Raw genomic sequence first — 22,386 nt, 5'->3', positions numbered from 1 at the left:
GCGCCATGGTCGTTGAATCTCCCGAAGCCCGGCTGCTGATCGTCGAGGACGAGCCGAACATCCTCGAACTGCTCGCGGCCAGTCTCCGGTACGCCGGATTCGAGGTCCACACCGCGTCCAACGGCGGCGAGGCGGTCGCCGCGGCCCGGCGGCATCGCCCGGACCTGATCGTGCTCGACGTCATGCTGCCCGACATGGACGGGTTCGACATCGTGCGCAGGCTGCGCGGCGGCGGCAGCCACACCCCTGTGGTCTTCCTCACGGCGCGGGACGCCACCGAGGACAAGATCCGGGGCCTGACGCTCGGTGGCGACGACTACGTGACCAAGCCGTTCAGCCTGGAGGAGGTCGTCGCCCGCATCCGGGCCGTGCTGCGCCGCACCGCCGGGGACCCGATGGTCGCCCCGCCGCGGCTGACCTTCGCCGACATCGAGCTGGACGAGGAGTCCCACGAGGTCTGGCGCGGCGGCCGGGCGGTGTCCCTGTCGCCGACGGAGTTCAAGCTGCTGCGTTACTTCATGTGCAACACCGGCCGGGTGCTGTCCAAGGCCCAGATCCTCGACCACGTGTGGGACTACGACTTCCGCGGTGACGCCGGGATCGTCGAGTCGTACGTGTCGGTGCTGCGCCGCAAGCTCGACGGCGCCCACTCCCGGGCCCACCCCCGGCTCATCCACACGCTGCGCGGCGTCGGCTACGTCATGCGGACACCACCCGCCGGCGCCTGAGCCGTGTCGGGACGCACGCCGCTGCGGATCCGGCTCAGCGCGGCCATGCTCGCGCTGGTCGCGGTCGCCCTCGCGGTCATCGGCGTGGGCAGCGTCTCGGTGCTGCGCGACTACCTGATCAGCCGGGTCGACATGCAGGTCGACTTGCTGGCGCACGAGACCGAGATCCGGCTCGGCCGCGGTCCCGCCGCGTTCGCACGACTCAGGCTGCCGCCCGAGGGACGGGTGGAGATCCGCGACACCGGCGGCACAACGGTGCTCGCGCAGGCGGGCATGGGCGTGGAGGACCTGCCGGGGCCCGGCGCCGTGACCGCCCAGAGCCCGGTGACGGTCCCGGCGGTGTCGGGCGACGGCCGGTGGCGGGCCCGGGTGGTGCCCGTCGACGGCCTGGGCACGGTGGTCGTCGCGGTGGACATGGCCTCGGTCGGGCAGATCACCGCGCGGCTCACCCTCATCGAGGCGCTGGTCGGCGGCGCTTTGATGGTCGTGCTCGCCGTCGTCGGCGTGGTGATCGTACGGCGCAGCCTGCGGCCCCTGGCCGAGATCGAGGCGACCGCCGACGCCATCGCCCGCGGAAACCTCGGCAGCCGGATCCCCGACCGCGACCCGCGTACCGAGGTCGGGCGGCTCGCCCGCGCGCTGAACGGCATGCTCGCCCAGATCGAGGCGGCGTTCCAGGCCCGGGCGGCCTCCGAGACGGCGGCCAGGGAGTCGGAGGCCAAGGCGCGGGAGTCCGAGGCCAAGGCGCGGGAGTCGGAAAGCAAGGCGCGGGAGTCGGAGGCGCGCATGCGCCGCTTCGTGGCCGACGCCTCGCACGAACTGCGCACGCCGCTCACCTCGATCAGGGGCTTCGCCGAGTTCCACCGGCAGGTGCCGGACGCCGACGTCACGCGGCTGATGTCGCGCATCGAGAGCGAGGCCGCCCGGATGGGCCTGCTGGTGGACGACCTCCTGCTGCTCGCCCGGCTCGACCAGCAGCGCCCGCTGCGCACGCAGCCCGTGGACCTGCTGGCCCTGGCGGCCGACGCGGTCCACGACGCCAGGACCCTCTGTCCCGACCGCGGCGTCTCGCTCGTGGTCGAGGGGGACGCGGCGCTGATCGTCTCGGGTGACGAGGTGCGGCTGCGGCAGGTCGTGGGCAACCTGATGAGCAATGCCAGGACCCACACGCCCGAGGGAACGCCGATCACCGTACGCGTCGGGAGCCGGGACGGCACGGCGTACATCGAGGTGGCGGACAAGGGGCCGGGCCTCACCCCCGAGCAGGCCACCCGGGTCTTCGAGCGCTTCTACCGCGCCGACCCCTCCCGTACGCGGCCGTCCGGGGGCAGCGGGCTGGGTCTCGCGATCGTGCAGTCCCTCGTCGAGGCCCATGGCGGCGAGGTCGGCGTGGAGACCGCGCCCGGCGCCGGCGCCGCCTTCCGGGTCACCCTTCCCCTCGCCCCCGAAGCCCGCACCTGATCGCTGGGCCATGCTTTCTGGCGATAGAGGTCGAGGGGCGGGAGGGGTCCAGCCGGCGGTAGGGCCGGGCCGGGTGCTCCTGGTGTCGCTCCCCTTCTTCCGTCCGGACGCCTGGTTGGGGGCGCGGACGACGGCCGTACGGCCGGCACTCGTGGCGGCGGCCATCCGCCTGGCTCTGCACGGCGGATGGGACCCCCGCCACGCGGGCCCCGCCTTCAACATCGACTGACGATTTGGGCGATGCGGGAGACGCGGGGCTGGACCCAGCGTGATCTGGCTCGTGCGGCCGGCTCCCTCGGACCCGAAGTCTCGAGGCGTCGCGCTCCTGGGAAATGGGCGGGCGGCCGTAGGACCTGGCGAAACGCCCGCTCCGGACAAAGGTAAATCGAGATAACGATTGCCTGGGGCTACCTCGCAGATCTCGCATCGCGAGAATTGGTGTGCGATTATCGCACCATGAAAGAGTCCGGGGAGTGGGCGGATATAGGCGAGCGCGTACGCGAATGCCGGTTGGCGGCGGATATGTCGCAGGAGCAGCTCGCGGCAGCGCTGAGGCTCGACCGGACGATGATCGCCAAGATCGAGCGCGGAGTCCGCCGGGTGGACGCGCTCGAGCTCGCCAAGCTGTCCTCGGTGCTCAAGGTGCCTCTGACCTATTTCCTCAGCCCGTCGCCGCAAGTCGTTTCCCGTCGAACGGGACTGACCGACGACACGGTCACCGACGCGACACGGCAGTCCTACCATCTGGAAGTAGCCCTTACCACCTGGCTGGCCGACATCCGTCAGCTCATCCAGATTGGAAGGTTTTCGCCGCCGAGGATGAATCGGTATCCGGAGGCGATTCACGATGCCCCGAGCGCTCGCAGTGCGGCCCTCTGGGTCAGGAATCGCCTCGGTCTCGGCCTCCAACCCATCGACTCGCTCATGAGCGTGTGCGAACAGCTGGGGCAACTCGTCGCGGTCGTCGAAGCGCCCGGCGAGGGCGCTTCGCTGGTCGAAGACGATCTCGCTGTGGCGGTCGTGAGCCGGAATGGCGATCCTGGTCGCCGCCGCACGACCGCGGCCCACGAGCTGGGACACCTCATCGTCGGCGACGAGTACTCCACGGACATAGGCGTTCACCTTTCTCGTGATGATAGAGAGGGGATGATCGAAGCCTTCGCGGCGGAACTCCTCCTTCCGATTGAGGCAGTCGGCGACGCCACCCGCCCGGGCGAGACGACGAGGCGAGAGGACCTGGTGATCCTCGCCGCGCGCTTCCGGACCTCCTGGTCGCTTACAGTCCGGCAAGCCGTCGAAGCCGGAGTCATCGACGGCAACGCCGCGAGAGAGATGCGCAGGAGGAACCCGACACGGGCGGAGCTGATGGAAGCGGTCGGATGGGCGCCGCAGCCCGATCTTGAAACGGTCCGGGTACCGCCGAGCTACGCGCACGCGGTGGTGGAGTGCTACAAGAGGTCGTTGATCACGTCGTCCCGCGCGGTCGAACTCATGCGCGGTCAGATCGTGGCGGCGGACCTGCCGATGCGTGACGAGGCGGACCTGGAGCTTTGAGCAGCGCCGACCCCTTCCGCGTCGTCGTGTTCGACGCGATGTGCCTCAACCACTTCGCTCGTGCGGAACGTCTGGACGTGCTGCGCGACCTCCTGACGGACGTCTCCTCCCTGACCACCCACGTCGTCAGAGAGGGAGATACGCGTAGGGGTGGAGAGACACCCTCTCCTGCGAACCGTGCTGGACGCCGACTGGCTCAGCCTGGCGCGGCTCGATTCGCTCGACGAGATCAGGTGCTTCGCCAAGTGGGTGCAGCGCATCGGATCTTCGGAGCGCAACCTCGGAGAGGCCAGCGTGTTCTCGGCGGCTGAACTTTGCCGGGGGATCGCCATCACCGACGATCGCGAAGCCGTCGAGGTGGGCAGGGGTCATGGCCTGGAGGTTCACGGCACTGTCTGGCTCCTGGCCCGTGCGTGCGCCGATGGCAAACTCAACGAGGTGGCCGCCGGCAACATCGTGGATGCCCTGCGGGCCATAGGGATGCGCCTGCCGTGCTCGGGTTCGACTTTCGCATCCTTCGTCCGCCGCAACATCGGCCCGTGATTCAACGGTCCGATGTTGCGGCGTGAGCCACGACCAGACTGTGCAGGTCCGAGCGGTACCACTGCCGGGCGCCGGTTGGTCGCTTGACGGCCGGTGTGCACAACAGCTCGCGAAGCTCGCGGAGCCTTCATCACGACGGTGACTGCGCTGGACCGGGTGTGGCCTGCGGTGTTTCAACGGGCGGCGGGGAAGCCTTCGTCGGGGAAGGCGGTGGTGGTGCCGGGCAGGACGACCTGGTCGCCCTCGGCGAGGCCGTCGGCGATCTCCACCTGGGTGTCGCCGCGCACGCCGATTCTGACCGTGCGCCGTGCCTGCGTCCCGCCGTTGGCCACCGTGACCACGGCCGTGCCGTCGTCCTGGAGGCGTACGGCCTGCGAGGGGACGTAGAGCGCGCCGGCCGCCTCGCCGGTCGTCACCCGCACGGTGGCACTCTGTCCCAGCAGCAGCCGGGCGGGGCGGTTCTCCAGGTCGATCGTGACGCCGTAACGGACGAGCCGGTTGGAGGTGGTCGCGGCCGGGTCGATGTGGGCGACCGTTCCGGCGTACTCCCGTCCCGGCTGCGTGGACAGCGTGACGGTGGCCGCCTGACCGACCTTCAGGAAGCGGATGTCCGACTCGGTGAACATCGCCTGCACCTGAAGAGCGTCGAGGTCGCCCAGGGTGATGAAGGCGCCCGAGGTGTAGCGGGAGCCGGTGGATCCCGCGACCGACAGGATCGTGCCGTCCGCCGGAGCCTTGATCCGCACGCCGGCGAGGGCCTTCTCGGCCTCGGCCAGTTCGGTCGTCGCCTGGCTGACCTGTGCTTCGGCCTGTGCCTCGGTCAGCCGCGCGCCGCCACTCTGACCGCCCTGTCCCTGGCCGCCCTGGCCCGCCTGACCGCCGCCGAAGCCCGCACGACCCTGCGTGCCGCCGCCCTGCCCCTGCCGGTTCTGCTCCTGTGTGCCCTGCTCTGAGCCCTGTCCCTGGCCGCCCTGGCCGGGCGCGCACGTGGAGGAGGAATCACGAGGGGAGGGGCTCGGTCCGGCGCTGGGCTGCTGTGCCGGTTTCGTGGGCAGGATCGACACGCTCACCCCGGGATCCGGCGTGGCGGCTCCGTCATTCGTAGGCGCCGGGCGGTGCGTCGCGGACGGGTTCGCGTGCGGACGCGGCGTGCGTGTGGGCGCGGGGGCGGGACTGGGCTCGGGCTTCGGGCCGCCGTGGTCACCTCCGTGATCACCGCCCCGGTACGCCACGAGGGCCACGCTCGCCGTGCTCGCGCCGCTGTACGCCACACGGCCGGTCGGCCGGCTCGACGGCTGAGAGGCCGGCTGCCCCGAAGACTGAGAGGCGGGACGCGCAGACGGCTGCCCCGAAGGCCGCCCTGAAGGCTGTGCCGAGGGACGCGCGGAGGGACGCGCGGAGGGTGCCGGACACGCGACCGCGCCGCTGATCCCTGAGCCGCCCGCGTTCCCCGGCCCGGCTCCAGGGCCGGACGCGCCGGAGGTTCCGCCCCCACTCGACGCGGCTCCCGCGCTTCCCGAGCCGGTGCCGCCGCCGGAAGTTCCGGCCCTGCCCGAGGCTCCCGAGCCTCCCGTGCTCGTCCCGCCGCCGGAGGTCCCGGTTCCCGCGCCACCGGCGCCGGGCGCGACGGCTCCCGCTCCGCCGCCGGAGGTCCCGGCTGCCGCGCCGCCCGCCCCCGCTCCGGTCCCGCCGCCGGACGTCCCGGCGGTGGCGGTGCCGGTCTTGATGTCGTCGAGGGTCTCCTGGGCGGCGGCGAGGGCGGCTTTGGCGGCCTCGTAGTTCTCCCTGGCGACGGTGTCGTCGACGCGGGCGAGGACCTTGCCCCGGCGGACCTTCTCGCCCACCTTGACGTAGACCTTCTCGACCGTGCCCTCCGCTCCGAACTCCAGATCGCGCACGCCGGTGTCGACCGTGTTGCCGGCGGCGGAGACGTACGACGTGACCGTGCCCCGCCTGACCGAGGCGAGCGCGATCCGGTCGGCCACGGAGGTGTCGCCGCCACTGGCGGAGATCACGGCGACGCTCGCGATGACGATCCCCGCCAGCGCGAGCCCTCCGGCACGGAGTGGAGTGCTCGATCTCATGGCGGCCATCCTGCTGACGCCACGTGACCGGTGGCTTGGCCGTACCTGAGAGTTGTCTGTGGATGCGGACTCGAACGCGGACCCGGACGCGGACTGTCAGCAAACCCTCAGCATCGGCCGAGGTTGCCCGCAGCGGAGTTTGCCATGGTTCGACGTCGTGAAGCTGTCGACGAAGCGCAGGACGCTGATCATCAACGGCGTCCTGGTGGTACTGCTGCTCGGCGGGATCGCGGCGGCCTGGGCGTCCGTGGGGGGTGACACCTCCGGAGACGGCGCCGCGCCGCTGACGACCCGGGTGACCCGGGGGACCGTGCTCGCCTCGGTCTCGGCCTCCGGTTCCGTCGAGAGCGCCCGGACGCGCGCCCTCGGTTTCGCCGCGAACGGCACCGTGGAGGCCGTACTGGTCGAGACCGGCGACCGGGTCAAGAAGGGACAGGTGCTCGCGCGCATCGACGACACGGCCGCCCGGGAGAGCCTGGAGGCGGCCCGGGCGAGTCTGGACGCCGCCGAGGAGGCGGACACCTCGACGGCCTCGGGCTACTCGCAGTACATCAACGCGAGGAACGCCTATCGGTCGGCGAAACGGGCGCTGGCGGGCACGGTGATCAAGGCGCCGTTCGCGGGGGTCGTCACGGCGGTCAACGGGGCCGTCGGCGGCTCGTCGGGCGGGTCCTCACAGGGCGGTCAGGCGCAGTCGCAGAGCGGGTCCACAGGGTCCGCAGGGTCCGCAGGGTCCGCGGGCTCCTCCGCGTCCGCCGGCTCCGGCGGTTTCATCGAGATCGCCGACCCCGCCCGCCTGCGGATCGTGGGGAACTTCACCGAGGCCGACGTCGGCAGGATCAAGGTCGGCCAGGCGGCGACGGTGAGCTTCGACGCCCTTGCCGGGGTCACCGCCGCCGGCAAGGTGACGGTCGTCGACCCGCAGCCGCAGACCAGCAACAACGTCGTCCAGTACGCGGTGACGATCTCGCTGACCGACGTGCCCTCCACCGTACGGCTCGGGCAGACGGCAACGGCACGGGTGACCGTCGGCGAGGCGGCCGACGTGCTCACGGTGGCGTCCTCGGCGGTCATCACGGCGGGCGGGCAGACCACCGTGACGGTGCTGGAGAACGGCGGACAGGTCGTGAAGCGGGTGGAGGTCGGTATCAAGGGCGACACCACCACCGAGATCAAGTCGGGGCTCCAGGAGGGCGACCAGGTGGTGCGGCCCCAGGCGTCGACGACCGGCGGAGGCGGCGGCATCCAGTTCCCCGGCGGCGGAGGCGGTTTCGGCCGCGGCTTCGGCGGCGGCGGTGGCGGTGGCGGCGGTGGCGGTGGCGGTGGCGGCGGAGGCAACCGATGAGGGCCGGCCCGCCGCCGGTGCCCGGCCCCCCTGTGCCCGGCCCCCCTGTGCTCGACCCCCCTGTGCTCGACCCTCCTGTGCTCGACTTGGGCCACGTCACCAAGGTGTACGGCGAGGGCGAGACCGCGGTGCGCGCGCTGCGCGGCGTGTCGCTCAGAGTGGAGCGCGGCGACTACGTCGCGATCATGGGCGCCTCCGGCTCCGGCAAGTCCACGCTGATGAACATCATCGGCTGCCTCGACGTCCCCTCCGGCGGCACCTACCACCTCGACGGCACCGACGTCGGCGGGCTCGACGAGCGGCGACTCGCGATCGTCCGCAACCGCAAGCTCGGCTTCGTGTTCCAGTCCTTCAACCTCATCCCCCGGATGAGCGCGCTCGCCAACGTCGAGCTCCCCCTGGCGTACGGCGGGGTCAGGGCCGCGGAGCGGCGCCGCAGGGCGCTGGCCGCGCTCGACCGGGTCGGGCTCGCCGAGCGCGTCCACCACCAGCCCAACGAGCTGTCCGGCGGCCAGCAGCAACGGGTGGCGGTGGCCCGCGCGCTGGTCACCGCGCCGACTCTGCTGCTGGCCGACGAGCCCACGGGCGCTCTCGACAGCAAGTCCAGCGAGGACGTCATGAACATCTTCGACCGTCTCAACGCGAGCGGCCGGACCCTGGTCGTCATCACGCACGAGGAGGAGGTCGCCGCGCACGCCAAACGGGTCGTCCGCCTCATGGACGGCCGGATCGTGGAGGACGTGCGCACCACGCCGGTCGGCGGCCCGCCCCCGCGGCTCGCGGAGGTGGCGTCGTGAACGCCGCGGAGGTCCTGCGGTTCGCGCTGCGCGGCCTGGCCGCGAACAGGATGCGCAGCGCGCTCACCATGCTCGGCATCCTGATCGGTGTCGCCGCGGTGATCCTGCTGGTCGCGATCGGCGAGGGGTCGTCCCGGCAGATCCAGCAGAACATCCAGCGGCTCGGGGCCAACTCGCTGACCATCACGCCCTCCACCTCGGGGGGCGGGGGCGGCCCCGGCGGTTTCGCCCGCGGCGCCGGCGGGGGAGGCGGCGGCCAGGCCGGGCGGCAGAACACCGGTCCGCGCACCCAGGCCAAGGACCTCACCGTCGACGACGCGCGGGCGCTGGCCGACCCGGCGAACGCCCCCTCGGTCAAGAGCGTCTCGCCGGTCGTGACGGCGCAGTCCCTGAGCGCCGCGTACGAAGGGGCGAGCCACTCGATAGGCCAGCTCGTGGGCACCTACCCGAGCTACTTCGAGGCGTCCAACAAGCCGGTGGTCAAAGGCTCCTACTTCTACAACGACGACGTGCTCGCCGCGCGCAAGGTCGTGGTCATCGGGCAGACGGTGGCCGAGAACCTGTTCGGCACGGTCGACCCCCTCGGCGAACAGATCACGGTGTCGGGCGTTCCGTTCACCGTCGTCGGCGTGCTGAAGGAGGCCGGCTCGTCCGGGTTCCAGGACGCCGACGACGTGGCGATCGCCCCGCTGCCCGCCGTACAGCAGAGCCTGACCGGGTTCGGGCCGCTGGGGCAGATCCTCGTGCAGGCCAAGAGCGCCGAGGCGGTCGACGCCGCGCAGAGCGAGGTCACCGAGGTGCTCGACCAGCGGCACGGAATCACCGGTTCGGCGAGCGCCGACTACCGCATCCTCAACCAGGCGACCCTGCAGGAGACGGTCAGTGCGGCGACCGGGACGTTCACGGTCCTGCTCGGCGCGGTGGCCGCGATCAGCCTGCTCGTCGGCGGCATCGGCATAACCAACATCATGCTCGTCACGGTCACCGAGCGGACCAGGGAGATCGGCATCCGCAAGGCGATCGGCGCGCCCAAGGGCGCGATCCTCGGCCAGTTCCTCGCCGAGGCGACGATGCTCAGCCTCGTCGGCGGCCTGCTGGGTGTGCTGATCGCCGTGATCGGCGCCCAGTTCACGATCGCGGGTGTGCAGCCGGTGATCGTCCCCACGTCGATCGCGCTGGCGCTCGGCGTCTCGGTCGTGATCGGCCTGTTCTTCGGCAGCTATCCCGCCAACCGCGCCGCCGGGCTGCGGCCGATCGAAGCCCTGCGCTTCGAGTGACGGCCGGACCCGTGGAAGGGAGATTCATGTGAGCAGGAACGACACCGAGGAGCTTCTGGAGACCTCGCCGTTCGACGACGACCTCCAGGAGGTGCTGACGGCGCGTCCCGCGCGGGCGGGCGGGTCGAAGCTGACGCTCGCCCTGGCCGGGGGCGTCCTGCTCGTGGCCGGGCTGCTCCTCGGCATCCAGGTGCAGAAGCTCCTGGGCGGCTCCACACCGGGCCAGGTCCCGTCCCGCGCGGCCGGCCCGGGGGCGTACTCCGGCGCCGGTCAGGCCCCCGCGGGCGGTGGGTACGCACGAGGCGCGGGCGGCGGCTTCGGCGGCGGGGGCGCCGATACAAGGGCAGGGGCAGGGTCCGGTGGGATGACCTTCGGCACGGTCAAGCTCGTCGACGGCGACAAGATCTACGTCCAGACCGCGAACGGCGGCGTGGTCACGGTGACCACGTCGGGCGACACCAGGGTCCAGGTCAGCCGGGCGGGGAAGGTCTCCGACCTCAAGCCGGGCAGCTTCGTCACCGTCGCGGGCGCCGCCGACGCCCAGGGCCAGGTGGCGGCGACGTCGGTCACTCAGGGCTCGCCCATGGGCCGGAGGGCGGGATCATGACCCCGGAGGGTCGGCTGCTGGTCGTCGACGACGAGCCCGACATCAGGGAACTGCTGTCGGCGAGCCTGCGGTACGCCGGGTTCGAGGTGATCACCGCGGCCACCGGCCGGGAGGCGGTCCAGATCGCCGGCAAGGTGCGCCCCGACCTGATCGTGCTCGACGTCATGCTGCCGGACCTGGACGGCTTCGCCGTCTCCGACCGGCTGCACGCGTCCGGGCGGCGGGTCCCGGTGCTGTTCCTCACCGCCAGGGACGCCACCGAGGACAAGATCGCCGGGCTGGGCTACGGCGACGACTACGTCACCAAGCCGTTCAGCCTGGAGGAGGTGCTCGCACGCATCCGGGCCGTGCTGCGCCGCACGCGCGGCGGCGACGCCGCCCCCGCCCGGCTGCGCGTCGCCGACCTGGAGCTCGAAGAGGACTCCCACCAGGTCTGGCGCGGCGGCGCCCTCGTACGGCTGTCGCCCACCGAGTTCAAGCTGCTGCACTACTTCATGGCCAACCAGGGCCGGGTGCTGTCGAAGGCGCAGATCCTCGACCACGTCTGGCACTACGACTTCGGCGGCGACCACAACGTGGTCGAGTCGTACGTCTCCTATCTCCGGCGCAAGGTCGACACCACCGAGCCCAAGCTGATCCACACGCTCCGCGGCGTCGGCTATGTCCTCCGTGCGCCGCGTCACTGACCTGCTCCGTTCCGGCGGCCCGGCTCGCGTCCGCCGGGTGCCGCGTTCACTGAGCGTCGGGGAGCTGCGGCGGCGGGCCGCGCGGACCCCGCTCTGGCTGCGGCTCGTCGCGGGGACGCTGCTGCTCGTGACGCTCGCGATCGCGCTGACCGGCGGCTTCGCCGTCCAGCTCCTGCGGGGTTACCTGGTGCAGCGGGTCGACGCGCAGCTCACGGCCGTCGGCCGGCGCCCGGCCGAGCCGCCTCCCGCCCAGGCCGCCAACGCCGTGTCCCGGCCGCCGAGGCAGTTCGGGTCGTTCTACATCGTCGTGCTCGACCGGTACGGCACCGTGGTCCGCACCGTCCAGGAGCCGCCGAACGCCGACCCGCCGCCCGCGCTGCCCAGGCCCCGCCAGGACCGGGAGCGGTGGCTGTTCACGGTGGAGTCCCCATCGGGGGTGCTGTGGCGGGCGATCGCCGTACGCGAGGAGGACGGCGCCCGTTTCCGCGTCGCCGCCATCAGCCTGGCCGACATCGACGGCACGGTCTCCCAGCTGGCGGTGATCGTCGTCGGGGTCGGCCTCGCCGTGCTCGTCGCGCTCGGCGTCGCCTGTTACTGGCTCGTACGGCGCAGCCTGCGCCCGCTGGGGGAGATCGAGAGGACGGCGGAGGCGATCGCGGCCGGCGACCTGTCGCGGCGCGTCCCGCTCCGGCACCGGCGCACGGAGATGGGCCGTCTCGGCCGGTCCATCAACGGCATGCTCACCCAGATCGAGACGGCGTTCCGCGAGCGGGAGGCGTCGCAGGAGCGGATGCGCCGGTTCATGGCCGACGCCTCCCACGAGCTGCGCACCCCGCTCACCTCGATCCGCGGTTTCGCCGAGCTGTATCGCCAGCAGAGTTCGCAGGACCCCGTCCTGCTGCTGCGCCGCATCGAGGACCAGGCCGTACGCATGGGCCTGCTCGTGGACGACCTGCTGCTGCTCGCCCGGCTCGATCAGCAGCGCCCTCTCGAACGCCGCCCGGTCGACGTGCTCAGCCTCGCGGCGGGGGCGGTGCTCGACGCGCAGACGCTCGCGCCGGACCGGGAGATCGACCTGCTGCGGCTGGACGACTCGGAGGAGCCGGTCCGGGTGCTTGGCGACGAGGCGCGGCTGCGCCAGGTCGTCGGCAACCTCGTCGGCAACGCCCTGCGGCACACTCCCGCGGGCACCGCGTTCCGGGTGGGCGTGGGCCTCGTGCCCGGATCGCAGGCGCTGATCGAGGTGGCCGACGAGGGCCCCGGCCTGGCCCCCGGCGACGCCGAGCGCGTCTTCGAGAGGTTCTACCGCGCCGATCCCGCGCGCAGCCGGTCGGATTCCGGCGGCACGGGACTCGGGCTGTCCATCGCCGCCGCCCTCGTCCAGGCCCACGGCGGCACCATCACGGCCGACAGCGAGCCCGGCCGCGGCGCGGTGTTCCGCGTCCGCCTCCCCGCGTGCCCGCCAGAAGAAAGGCTAGGGTGATCCCCTTTGCGACGACACCTGTCCATCGTGGTCGCCGCGGCGGCGCTGACGGTCACGGTCGCCGGCTGCGGCGGCGCCGACGACACCGCCGCCTCGACCACCTCGACCGCCTCGACCAGCACGTCCGCCGATCCCCGGGCGGCGTTCACCGCGTGCCTGCGCGAGCACGGCCTCACGCTCCCCAGCGGGCGTCCCTCGGGCATGCCGAGCGCGCGGCCCAGTGGCAGGCCCAGTGGCAGGCCGAGCGGCAGGCCCGGCGGGGGCTTCGGCGGGTTCCGGTCGATGGACCCGGCGACGAGCAAGGCGTTCGAGGCGTGCCGCTCCCTGATGCCGCAAGGCGGGCGGGGCGGGTTCGGCGGCGGAAACGGCGCCGACCCGCAGGCCATGCAGGCGTTCCGCACCTGCATGAAGGACAACGGCGCCGAGCTGCCCGCCGGCGGGCGCGTGCGCGGCCTGGCCACGGCGGACCCGAAGGTCGCCAAGGCGTACGACAAGTGCCAGGTCCTGCTGCCGGCGCCCACGCCCGCCGCCGCGTCCGCGCCCGAAGCCTGAGGCGGAGACGACCTGTCCCGGCCGTCGCCGCTGCCGTAGCCGGGCGACCGAGCCCGGTGGCGGCCCGCTCCGGCGGCTGATTCGCGGGCCCTCCTCGGGGAAGGTCGGGAGTATGGCGGGGAACGACAGGCTACGGGCCGCCCTGGAGAGCCTGCGGCGTCACCTCGATCAGGACCTGTTCCCCCTGGAGATCGGGGACGCCGCGGCCGACCGGCGCGTCCTGGTGGAGCTGCGCGGGCAGCTCGACGACTATCTGCTGCCTCGTCTGGCGGCGATCGACGCGCCGCTGCTCGCCGTGGTCGGCGGCTCCACCGGGGCGGGCAAGTCCACCCTGGTCAACTCGCTGGCCGGGGTGACCGTGACCGAGCCCGGGGTGCTGCGGCCCACCACGCTCGCCCCGACTCTGGTGTGCAACCCCGCCGACGCCACCTGGTTCACCTCCACCACGGTCCTGCCCGGGCTGGCCAGGGTGACGGGAGGAGCGGCCGGCGGGGGGCGCGGCGAGCCGGGCACCCTGCGGATCGCCCCCGTGGAGGGCCTGCCTCCCGGGCTGGCGCTGCTCGACGCCCCCGACATCGACTCGATCGTCACGGCCAACCGCGAGCTGGCGGCGCAACTGCTCGCCGCGGCCGACCTGTGGTTGTTCGTCACGACCGCCGCGCGGTACGCCGACGAGGTGCCGTGGAGCTTCCTGCGCCTGGCCAGGGAGCGGAGCACGGCGCTCGCGGTGATCCTCCAGCGGGTCCCGGCCGAGGCGTGCGCACCCGTGGCCGCCGACCTGACCCGGCTGCTGCGGGACAACGGCCTGGGCGGCACCCCCTTGTTCACCGTCCCGGAGCTGGAGCTGCCGTCGGAGCGGGCCCGGCTGCCCGCCGACGTCGTGCAGCCGATCGCGACCTGGCTCGCCGACCTGTCGGTGGACGCCAAGGCCCGGGCGGAGGTCGTACGGCGGACCCTGACCGGGGCTCTGGACAGCCTGGGCACCCGGGTGCCCGACCTGGCCGACCGGGTGGAGCGTCAGCGGGCGGGCATCGCCGAGCTGCGCGACATCGCGAGCAGGGCGTACGACGTGGCGATGTCGGCCTTCGACGACGGGATGCGCGACGGCAGGCTGCTGCGCGGCGAGGTGCTGGCCCGCTGGCAGGACTTCGTCGGCACCGGCGACCTGATGCGCTCGCTGGAGTCGCGGATCGGCTGGCTGCGCGACCGTCTCGCCGCCGCGTTCCGGGGCCGCCCGGCGCCGGACAGGGAGCTGCGCGTGGCGCTGGAGAGCGGGGTGGAGTCGCTGATCCGCGCCACCGCCGACGGAGCGGCGGAACGGGCCGTCGAGGCGTGGCTGGCCCTGCCGGCCGGGCGCGACCTGCTGGACAAGTCCGGTGTCACCGTCTCCGGGCGGCTCGGGCGCGCCTCGCCGGATCTGCCCCGCCGGGCCGGCGAGGCCGTACGCGCCTGGCAGGGGCACGTGCTCGACCTCGTCCGCTCCGAGGGCGCCGACCGGCGCACGCTCGCCAGGGCGGCGTCGTTCGGCGTGAACAGCCTCGGCGTGCTGATCATGCTGGCCGTTTTCTCCACGACCGGCGGGATCACCGGCATCGAGCTGGGCATCGCCGGCGGCACCGGCGTGCTCAGCCAGAAGCTGCTCGAAGCCGTCTTCGGCGACCAGGCGGTACGCACGCTGACGCAGGAGGCCCGTGAGGACCTGCGGCGGCGCGTCCGCGCGCTGTTCGACGAGGAACGCGCCCGCTTCACCTCCCTGGTGGAGGGGCTGGGCCCGGCGCCGGAGACGTCCGCCCGGCTGCGGGAGGCGGCGAAGGCCGTACAGGAGAGGGGCGTCCTGTGAAGCTCCCGCGCAGGAAGGCGGAGGTGTCGCTGGACGACCGCCTGGAGGCGCTCGCGGAGGCCGCCGGCCTGGCGGAGGGCCGGCTCGGCCAGGAGGCCGTGGACCACGCGCGCGCCGTCGTCGCCCGGGCCGGAGTACGGCGAGGCCTGTCGGTGGACCACACCGCGGTCGCCCTCGCCGGGGCGACGGGAAGCGGCAAGTCGTCGCTGTTCAACGCCCTGTCCGGGACCGAATTGGCGACGGTGGGGGTGACCCGGCCGACGACGGCCAAGGCGCAGGCAGCCCTGTGGGGCAGCGGCGGCGCGGGACCGCTGCTCGACTGGCTCGACGTCCCCCTGCGCCACACCGTCGAGGGCGACGCGTCGGGGCTGATCCTGCTGGACCTGCCCGACCACGACTCCATCGAGCTGGCCCACCGCAGGGAGGTCGACCGCCTGGTCGGCGTGGTGGACCTGCTGGTCTGGGTGCTCGACCCGCAGAAGTACGCCGACGCGGCCGTGCACGAGCGCTACCTGCGTCCACTCGCGCGGCACCGGGACGTCATGGTCGTCGTGCTCAACCAGGTGGACCGGCTGCCCGAACGCTCGGTCAAGCGCTGTCTCGACGACCTGCGCGGACTGCTGGCGGCGGACGGGCTGGAGGGGGTCGCGGTGCTGGGCGTCTCCGCGCGCACCGGCGAGGGCGTCCCCGAACTGCGGGCGCTGCTCGACCGCGAGATCTCCCGCCGCCGCGCCTGGTCGTCGCGGCTCGCCGCCGACGTGGCCTCGGCCGCCGCCGGGCTCTGGGCGGCCACCCGGCCCCCGGCCGCGCGGGAACCGGAGCCGGGCGCCGTGGCGGTGCCGGAGGTCGCCGTCGGCAGAACTCTGACGCGGGCGCTGGCGCAGGCGGCCGGAGCGCCGGTCGCGGTCGAGGCGGTCGCGAAGTCGCACCGGCACCGCTCGGTCGCCGCGACGGGCTGGCCGGTCACGCGCTGGCTGCGCAAGCTGAGGCCCGATCCGCTGCGCCGTCTGCATCTGACCGGGGCGGCCCGCTCCTCCCTGCCCGCCGCCACCGCCGTCGAGGTCTCGGCCGTGGACACCGCCCTGCGGGACGTCGGGGCCGCCGCGTCGCAGGCGGTGCCCGAGCCGTGGGCGACGGCCGTACGGCACGCGGCGCGGTCGCGGTCGGAGGAGCTGACCGATGCCCTGGACCGCACCGTGGCCGCGGCCACGTCGGGCGGCGTCGCCAAAGCCCCCCGATGGTGGCGCGTGGCGGGAACGGCGCAGTGGCTGACGGTCGCCGCGATGGCCGCGGGCGCGATCTGGCTGCTCGTGCGCTTCGCGCTGAACTACCTCATGCTGCCAGAGCTCCCCACCCCCACGCTCGGCCGGGCGCCGTGGCCGACCGTGCTCCTGCTGGGCGGCGCGCTGGCGGGAGTGCTGATCGCGCTGCTGTGCCGGGTGTTCGCCTGGATCGGCGGGCGGCGCAGGGCGCGCAGAGCCGCCAAGGCGTTGCGTGACGGCATCGAACGGGTGGCCGGCGAGCTGATCGTCGCGCCCACCAGGGACGAACTCGACCGCTACGCCAGATTCGCCGACCGACTGTCGCTCGCCGCCTCGTGACCCCGGCCTGCCGCGAGACGGCAGGCGCGTGACAGCGGTTGGGCAGGGCGGCCCGGCGCTGTTGTCCGACCATGCGGGCGTCATCGCGACTTGTGTTCCAAGGCCTTCGTCCTGCGTCCTCGCCACAGGTTGTCGGCGGCGAGGGCGCCTCCTCCGCTGAAGGCGATGGCGAGGCTGGCCGCCGCGAGGCCCAGGACGAACTCGACGCCGTCGTCGGCGATGAAGAAGCCCTTGCTGCCGTGAACGAAGACGATCGCTCCCAGCATGTCGAGTGTGAGCAGCGTGCCGACCACGGGCAGCAGCAGCCCGAGCACCAGTGCCACGCCTCCGGCCAGTTCGAGGGTCGCGATCACCACGGCCGACACCGCGGGGAGCGGCACGCCCACCGATTTGAAGAATGCGGTGGTGCCGCTGATGCCCGACATCGCGAACTTCTCCCATCCGTTCGCGATGAAGATGGTGCCCAGCCCGACGCGGGCGAGCAGCAGTGCGATCGGCTGCGCCTTCTCGATGAGAGTCGGCCGTTCGTTCACTGTGGGGCTACTCCCATGTACGTCCACGGTGGCCTACAGAGCGACGAGACGACATATTTGTGACGCTAGGGTCCAGTCGGGTGGGCATACAATCCCTGTCCGGTCAATGATCCGTTTGGGTGTCCTGTGCTGTCCTGCCCGAATCCTTCATTCGGGCCGCCGGTCAGCGCGGCGCTCGACGAACACGTCGGCGATCCCGGCGGCCAGGGCGGCCAGCACGAACATGATGTTGATCAGCAGTGCTTGCTGAAACGACGCCGCATAGATGCCATGAGCCGAGCCCACCGCCGCGATACCGATGGAGGCGCCGATGCGCTGTCCCATCTGCAACATGCCGGCGGCAACCCCGGCCTCGGCGACAGGCACAGCCGACAAGGTCAGCGTCTGGTTGGGCGAGACGATCAGGCCGTTGCCCACCCCGGCGACGAACAACGGCGCCGCGATCGCCCAGGCCGCGTTCTGGCCGGAGACCAGCCGCATGGCGGGTTCGGTGGCGGCCAATCCGAGCGTGACCAGCACCAGCCCGAACACGACCAGCGGGCGGCCGAACCGGACGACGACCCGGCCACCGAACGCGGCGCTGAGTGCCGATCCCAGCGCGAATGCCGCGCTCACCAAGCCCGCTCGCAGCGCGGAGTAGTGCAGGCCCTCCTGCAGGTACTGGGTGATGATGAAGAAGATCGCGGTGAATCCGCCGAAGTAGAGCAGCGCGAGCAGGGTTCCGAGGGCATATGAGCCTCGGCGGAACAAAGAAAGATCGACTATCGGGTCGTGGCGCTTCCCGTACCAGTGCTCCCAGCCCACGAAGCCGGTGAGCACGACGGCCCCGGTCAGTATCAGCAGCCATTTGCTCGGTCCCGGCCATGCACGCCCCTCCACAAGCGGGAGGATCAGCAGCAGGACGCCGGCGGCCAGGAGCAGCACTCCCACAGGGTCCATGCTTTCCCGCCGCCACCGCTTCCCGGCCGGCCGCCCGGGGATGTACCGGTACGCCAGAATCATGGCGATAAGGCTGATCGGTATGCTGACGTGCAGGACGTGGCGCCACCCCTCACGCTCACCGCTGAACCTGATGAGCAGGCCACCGAGCAGCGGGCCGACCGCGGTTGAGATGCTCATCGTGGCACCCAGCAGGCCGAACGCCCGGCCCCGCTCCGCATCGTGGAAAAGCTGCTGGATCAGACCGGTGACCTGCGGAGCGATCACTCCCGCGGCCGCCCCCTGTACGATCCGCGCCACGATCAGCCAGCTCGATTCGGGGGCGGCCCCGGCGGCGGCGCTGGCCAGGGTGAACAGGGCCGCGCCGAAGAGGAACACGTTGCGCCGGCCGTGCGTGTCACCGAATCGCCCGGCAGGCACCAGCAGCAGCCCGAAGGCGAACGCGTATCCCGACACCACCCACTGCAGGTCGCTCGGCGGGGCATTCAGCGCGATGCGGATGGAGGGCAACGCCACGTTGACGATGCTGATGTCCAGCCAGGTGACGAAACCGGCGATCAGGCAGACGGTCAGCGCCTTCCAGCGGCGGGGGTCGGCGACCTGCCGCCCGTGCCTGCCGGGCGTCCCATTCGCCGGGATCCCGCTGCTCGACCGGTCAGGCACCGGTACGCGCACCTCGCCTCGGCGAAGCGGCGGGGAGTCGCTCACCCTCCACGGAGATGTCCTCGCACCCGGTCAAAGCCTCCACCTCACGTGTCCGGCAGCAACAGTCCCCCTGATCGGGTACCCGTCAACTCACTCCTCACTTACAGCGATGACAGTCGCCACGGGGATTCGGGGGGCGACGCGGCGGCAGGGCATGGCAGGCGCGTGACAGCGGTTCGGCAGAGCGGCCCGGCATGGTCGGGGCATGCACGAGACCACCGACGTACTGATCGCCGGAGCCGGCCCGACCGGGCTCACCCTCGCCGTGGACCTGGCCCGGCGGGGCGTCGCCTGCCGGATCGTCGAGCAGGCGCCCGAGCCCGCGGCCGGCTCCAAGGGCAAGGGCCTGCAGCCGCGCACACTGGAGGTCTTCGACGACCTCGGCGTGATCGGCCCGATCCTGGCGGCGGCCACGCCCTACCCGCCGCTGCGGGTCCGGATGGGCAGGGTGCCGGTCTGGCAGGCCCGCATGCACAGGCCCGCCGAGGCCACGGACGCGGTGCCGTACCCCACGGTGCTGATGCATCCGCAGTGGCGCACCGAGGCGGTGCTGCGCGAGCGCCTGACCGAGCTGGGCGGGAAGGTGGAGCAGGGCGCCGCACTGACCGGCTTCGAGCAGGACGCGGACGGGGTGACCGCCGGGCTCGGCACGGGCGAGACCGTGCGGGCGCGTTACCTCGTCGCGGCGGACGGCGGCAGAAGCCCCGTGCGCAAGGCCCTCGGCATCGGCTTCGCCGGCGAGACCCGCGAGGAGCAGCGGATGGCCCTGGGCGACGTACGGGCCGAGGGGCTCGACCGGGACCACATCCACGTCTGGGTGCGTCCGGGCAAGGGAACGGTGGCGCTCTACCCGATGGCCGGCACCGACACCTTCCAGATCCTCGCCACGCTCAAGCCGGGCGAGACCCCCGAGCAGACGCTGCCCGGCTATCAGCGCGTGTTCGCGGAGCGGTCGATGCTGCGCCGGGTGCGCCTGACCGAGCTGCTGTGGTCCTCCCTCTACCGGGTCAACATCCGCCTCGCCGACCGCTACCGCTCCGGCCGTGTCCTCCTGGCCGGGGACGCCGTCCACGTGCATCCGCCGGCGGGCGGGCAGGGGCTCAACACCGGTGTCCAGGACGCCTACAACCTGGGCTGGAAGCTCGCCCGCGTGCTCTCCGGCGCGCCGGAGACGCTGCTGGACACCTACGAGGAGGAACGCAGGCCCGTCGCCGCCCGGGTGCTCGGACTCAGCGCGGACCTCGCCGGCAAGAAGTCCTACAAACGCGACGAGGAGACCTACCAGCTCTCGCTGAGCTACCGGGGCGGCTCGCTCGCCCGGCGCGGCGGCGACCGGATGCCCGACGGACCGCTCCCGCTGGCGGACGGGACGCGGGCCCGCGTGTTCGACCTGCTGCGGGGCCCGCACTTCACCCTGCTGTCCGCCGGTCTCGCCCCGCACGTCCCCGCCGGCCCCGAGGTGCGCGCGTACGAGGTCGCCGAGCCGTACGGCGGCGAGCGGTACACCCTCGTCCGGCCGGACGGGTACGTCGGGATCTCCACCTCCTCAGCGGACGAGCTCGCCGCCTACCTGGCCATGGTGTGAGCTACGGGCGCTCGTCCGGGCGTACGGCGTGGGCGGGGTCGGGGTTCGGGACGCCGTCCGCGCCGAGATCGGCGCGGCGGGACTCGATCTGGCGCGGTCCCAGCTCGCTGTCCTCGACCGCCGCCCTGGCCTCGGCGGCGGCCCGCTCGGCCTCGGCGACGGCCTCGTCGCCCACCGTCCGGCGCTCGTGCTCCCTGCCGTCGGTCACGGTGGCCCGGCTCGCGGGCAGCGACTCGGTGAACGCCCTCGACAACGTGTTGAGCGCCGAGGTGACCTCGCTCGGGATCACCCACATCGTGTTGCCCTGGCCCTGGGCGAGCTGCGGCAGCACCTGGAGGTACTGGTAGGCGAGCAGCTTGGGGTCGGGGTCGTTGCGGTGGACGGCCTGGAACACCTCGTCGATCGCCTGCGACTGACCCTGGGCCTTGAGGATCTGCGAGGTGCGCTCACCCTCGGCGCGCAGGATCGCGCTCTGCTTCTCGCCCTCGGCCGTGAGGATCTGCGACTGCCGCTGGCCCTCCGCCGTGAGGATCGCCGCGCGCTTGTCCCGCTCGGCGCGCATCTGCTTCTCCATGGCGTCCTTGATGGTCTTCGGCGGGTCGATCGCCTTGATCTCGACCCGGTTGACCCGGATGCCCCACTTTCCGGTGGCCTCGTCGAGCACGCCGCGCAGCTGGCTGTTGATCATGTCACGCGAGGTGAGCGTCTTCTCCAGGTCCATGCCGCCGACCACGTTGCGCAGCGTCGTCACGGTGAGCTGCTCGACGCCCTGGATGAAGTTGGCGATCTCGTACTCCGCGGCCCGGGGATCGGTGACCTGGAAATACAGCACGGTGTCGATGTCCACGACGAGGTTGTCCTCGGTGATGACCGGCTGGGGCTTGAACGACACCACCTGCTCGCGCAGGTCCAGCAGCGGGCGGACCCGGTCGATGTACGGGATGACGAAGTTCAGGCCGGGCCCCAGCGTGCGGTAGTACCTGCCCAGGCGCTCGACGTTGCCGGCTCTGGCCTGGGGCACGATCCGGACCGCCCGCAGCACCGTCAGAATCGCGACGAACGCGATGACGAGTCCGGCGATCAATGCTCCGTCCATGATCACTCCCGGGGATAGACGAGGGCGGTGGCGCCCTCGATCTCTATGACGTCGACCGTGGCCCCTGGCGGGATCACGAGCGTCTCGTCGTACGCACGGGCCGACCACTCCTCCCCGCCGATGCGCACCCGGCCGTCCCTGCCCGTGACCTCCTTGGTCACGTACGCGGACTTGCCGATGAGCGCGGGCACGCCGAAGCGCTTCGGCGGCGGCTGCTTGAGGTGCCGGAGCGCGATCGGGCGCACCCCGGCGAGGCCGGCGGCGGAAGCGACGACGAACACGGCGAGCTGGATCGCCGGCGGCAGTCCGACGACCGCTGCCACGGTCGTGAGCAGGGCCGCGACGGACAGCAGTCCCAACGCCGCGGTCAGCGTGAAGATCTCCGCGACGCCCAGCACCGCTGCCAAGATGAGCCATACGATCCAGGAGTCCATTGCCGCCTCCATAGCAATGAACGAACACCGCTCGGGTCCGGTTCCTCCTCAAACCTAACGCGTACGGCCGCGCTATCCCAGGGTGCGAGGTCCTTACGCCGGGGCCGCGGTGACGCGGAACTCGTTGCCCTCCGGGTCGGCCATCAGGATGTGGTCGTCGAAGGCCTCCAGGATCGTGCCGCCCGCGCGCACCAGCCGGGCGGCCTCCGCCCTGATCCGCTCCCACCGGTCGGCGGCCGAGCCCTCACCGGGCACGCGCACGTCGATGTGGAGCCGGTTGTCCGCCGTCCCGCGCTCGGGGACCCGGAAGATGGAGAGCCGGGGACCGATCCCCTCGGGGTCGCAGAGCAGGGCCCCGTCGTCGTCGGCGCCGCCGGTGGGCAGGTCGAGCCGCGCGAACGACTCCTCGGCGGTGCCGTACCGGGAGGCCGGGATCTCGTCGACGTAGCCGAGCGCCGTCTTCCAGAACTCGGCGAGGAGCCGCGCGTTCTCACAATAGAGAGTCAGGTCGATCGTCACTGCTGCCATGACTCGAC

The 22,386-nt window shown here is 72.4% G+C and carries 21 protein-coding genes; 15 read left to right on the top strand and 6 right to left on the bottom strand.

Annotated elements, in window-relative coordinates:
• Positions 1 to 5: 5 nt before the first annotated feature.
• The 5 genes from AB0J39_RS04155 (at position 6) to AB0J39_RS04135 (ending at position 4,286) form a co-directional block, all read left to right on the top strand.
• Positions 6 to 728 carry a response regulator transcription factor gene (locus AB0J39_RS04155; RefSeq protein ID WP_363461630.1) on the top strand — a complete coding sequence of 241 codons (723 nt, stop codon included), beginning with the start codon at positions 6 to 8 and terminating at the stop codon, positions 726 to 728.
• 3 nt (positions 729 to 731) lie between these two features.
• Complete coding sequence (locus AB0J39_RS04150) at positions 732 to 2,189, top strand: HAMP domain-containing sensor histidine kinase (RefSeq protein ID WP_363461628.1); 1,458 nt, start codon at positions 732 to 734, stop codon at positions 2,187 to 2,189.
• Positions 2,190 to 2,271: 82 nt separating this feature from the next.
• Entirely contained in the window at positions 2,272 to 2,418 is a 147-nt protein-coding gene (locus tag AB0J39_RS04145) for a hypothetical protein (RefSeq protein WP_363461626.1), read from the top strand.
• 227 nt (positions 2,419 to 2,645) lie between these two features.
• The gene (locus AB0J39_RS04140; protein WP_363461624.1) at positions 2,646 to 3,743 is read left to right on the top strand and encodes an XRE family transcriptional regulator; all 1,098 of its coding nucleotides are present in this window, start codon (positions 2,646 to 2,648) and stop codon (positions 3,741 to 3,743) included.
• A gap of 177 nt (positions 3,744 to 3,920) precedes the next feature.
• Complete coding sequence (locus AB0J39_RS04135) at positions 3,921 to 4,286, top strand: hypothetical protein (protein WP_363461622.1); 366 nt, start codon at positions 3,921 to 3,923, stop codon at positions 4,284 to 4,286.
• A gap of 173 nt (positions 4,287 to 4,459) precedes the next feature.
• Here the strand turns inward: AB0J39_RS04135 and AB0J39_RS04130 are convergent, their stop codons facing one another.
• On the bottom strand, positions 4,460 to 6,370 hold the full coding sequence (locus AB0J39_RS04130; RefSeq protein WP_363461620.1) for an efflux RND transporter periplasmic adaptor subunit: 1,911 nt from the start codon (positions 6,368 to 6,370) through the stop codon (positions 4,460 to 4,462).
• Between the two features lie 157 nt (positions 6,371 to 6,527).
• On the opposite strand from AB0J39_RS04130, the gene AB0J39_RS04125 reads away from it, so the two are divergent.
• The 9 genes from AB0J39_RS04125 to AB0J39_RS04085 all read left to right on the top strand — a co-directional run bounded on the left by AB0J39_RS04125 (position 6,528) and on the right by AB0J39_RS04085 (position 16,558).
• Entirely contained in the window at positions 6,528 to 7,715 is a 1,188-nt protein-coding gene (locus AB0J39_RS04125) for an HlyD family efflux transporter periplasmic adaptor subunit (protein WP_363461618.1), read from the top strand.
• Between the two features lie 62 nt (positions 7,716 to 7,777).
• Positions 7,778 to 8,512 carry an ABC transporter ATP-binding protein gene (locus AB0J39_RS04120; RefSeq protein WP_363461616.1) on the top strand — a complete coding sequence of 245 codons (735 nt, stop codon included), beginning with the start codon at positions 7,778 to 7,780 and terminating at the stop codon, positions 8,510 to 8,512.
• On the top strand, positions 8,509 to 9,789 hold the full coding sequence (locus AB0J39_RS04115) for an ABC transporter permease (RefSeq protein ID WP_363461614.1): 1,281 nt from the start codon (positions 8,509 to 8,511) through the stop codon (positions 9,787 to 9,789). Before AB0J39_RS04120 ends, AB0J39_RS04115 begins: the two co-directional genes overlap by 4 nt.
• Before the next feature lie 28 nt (positions 9,790 to 9,817).
• Entirely contained in the window at positions 9,818 to 10,396 is a 579-nt protein-coding gene (locus AB0J39_RS04110; protein ID WP_363461612.1) for a hypothetical protein, read from the top strand.
• Positions 10,393 to 11,082, top strand: coding sequence for a response regulator transcription factor (locus AB0J39_RS04105; RefSeq protein WP_363461610.1), 690 nt, complete (start codon positions 10,393 to 10,395; stop codon positions 11,080 to 11,082). Before AB0J39_RS04110 ends, AB0J39_RS04105 begins: the two co-directional genes overlap by 4 nt.
• A gap of 37 nt (positions 11,083 to 11,119) precedes the next feature.
• On the top strand, positions 11,120 to 12,565 hold the full coding sequence (locus AB0J39_RS04100) for a HAMP domain-containing sensor histidine kinase (protein WP_363461608.1): 1,446 nt from the start codon (positions 11,120 to 11,122) through the stop codon (positions 12,563 to 12,565).
• Between the two features lie 6 nt (positions 12,566 to 12,571).
• A complete protein-coding gene (locus AB0J39_RS04095) occupies positions 12,572 to 13,117 on the top strand; it encodes a hypothetical protein (RefSeq protein ID WP_363461606.1) in 546 nt (181 codons plus the stop codon).
• A gap of 112 nt (positions 13,118 to 13,229) precedes the next feature.
• Positions 13,230 to 14,957: an ABC transporter gene (locus tag AB0J39_RS04090; protein ID WP_363461604.1), complete on the top strand. Its 1,728-nt coding sequence runs from the start codon at positions 13,230 to 13,232 to the stop codon at positions 14,955 to 14,957.
• Entirely contained in the window at positions 14,954 to 16,558 is a 1,605-nt protein-coding gene (locus tag AB0J39_RS04085; protein WP_363461602.1) for a YfjP family GTPase, read from the top strand. The genes AB0J39_RS04090 and AB0J39_RS04085 overlap by 4 nt, the downstream gene beginning before the upstream one ends.
• An 80-nt stretch (positions 16,559 to 16,638) precedes the next feature.
• Here AB0J39_RS04085 and AB0J39_RS04080 read toward each other — a convergent pair whose 3' ends face one another.
• The gene (locus AB0J39_RS04080; RefSeq protein ID WP_363461600.1) at positions 16,639 to 17,091 is read right to left on the bottom strand and encodes a DoxX family protein; all 453 of its coding nucleotides are present in this window, start codon (positions 17,089 to 17,091) and stop codon (positions 16,639 to 16,641) included.
• Between the two features lie 147 nt (positions 17,092 to 17,238).
• A complete protein-coding gene (locus AB0J39_RS04075) occupies positions 17,239 to 18,693 on the bottom strand; it encodes an MFS transporter (protein WP_363461598.1) in 1,455 nt (484 codons plus the stop codon).
• Between the two features lie 247 nt (positions 18,694 to 18,940).
• Here AB0J39_RS04075 and AB0J39_RS04070 point away from each other — a divergent pair, with 247 nt between their 5' ends.
• Positions 18,941 to 20,320: an FAD-dependent monooxygenase gene (locus AB0J39_RS04070; protein WP_363461596.1), complete on the top strand. Its 1,380-nt coding sequence runs from the start codon at positions 18,941 to 18,943 to the stop codon at positions 20,318 to 20,320.
• Between the two features lies 1 nt (position 20,321).
• On the opposite strand, the gene AB0J39_RS04065 is transcribed toward AB0J39_RS04070, so the two are convergent.
• The 3 genes from AB0J39_RS04065 to AB0J39_RS04055 form a co-directional block, all read right to left on the bottom strand.
• Positions 20,322 to 21,416, bottom strand: a complete 1,095-nt coding sequence (locus AB0J39_RS04065) for an SPFH domain-containing protein (RefSeq protein WP_363461594.1) — start codon at positions 21,414 to 21,416, stop codon at positions 20,322 to 20,324.
• Between the two features lie 2 nt (positions 21,417 to 21,418).
• Positions 21,419 to 21,850, bottom strand: a complete 432-nt coding sequence (locus tag AB0J39_RS04060; RefSeq protein ID WP_363461592.1) for an NfeD family protein — start codon at positions 21,848 to 21,850, stop codon at positions 21,419 to 21,421.
• A 93-nt stretch (positions 21,851 to 21,943) separates the two neighbouring features.
• Positions 21,944 to 22,378 (bottom strand): VOC family protein, encoded by a 435-nt coding sequence (locus tag AB0J39_RS04055; protein ID WP_363461590.1) that lies wholly within the window; start codon positions 22,376 to 22,378, stop codon positions 21,944 to 21,946.
• Positions 22,379 to 22,386: the final 8 nt, after the last annotated feature.

The organism is Microbispora sp. NPDC049633 (assembly GCF_040675265.1).
Lineage (GTDB): Bacteria > Actinomycetota > Actinomycetes > Streptosporangiales > Streptosporangiaceae > Microbispora > Microbispora maris.
Note: the sequence above shows the minus strand (reverse complement) of the source record. Positions and strands in the feature narration are given on the sequence as shown.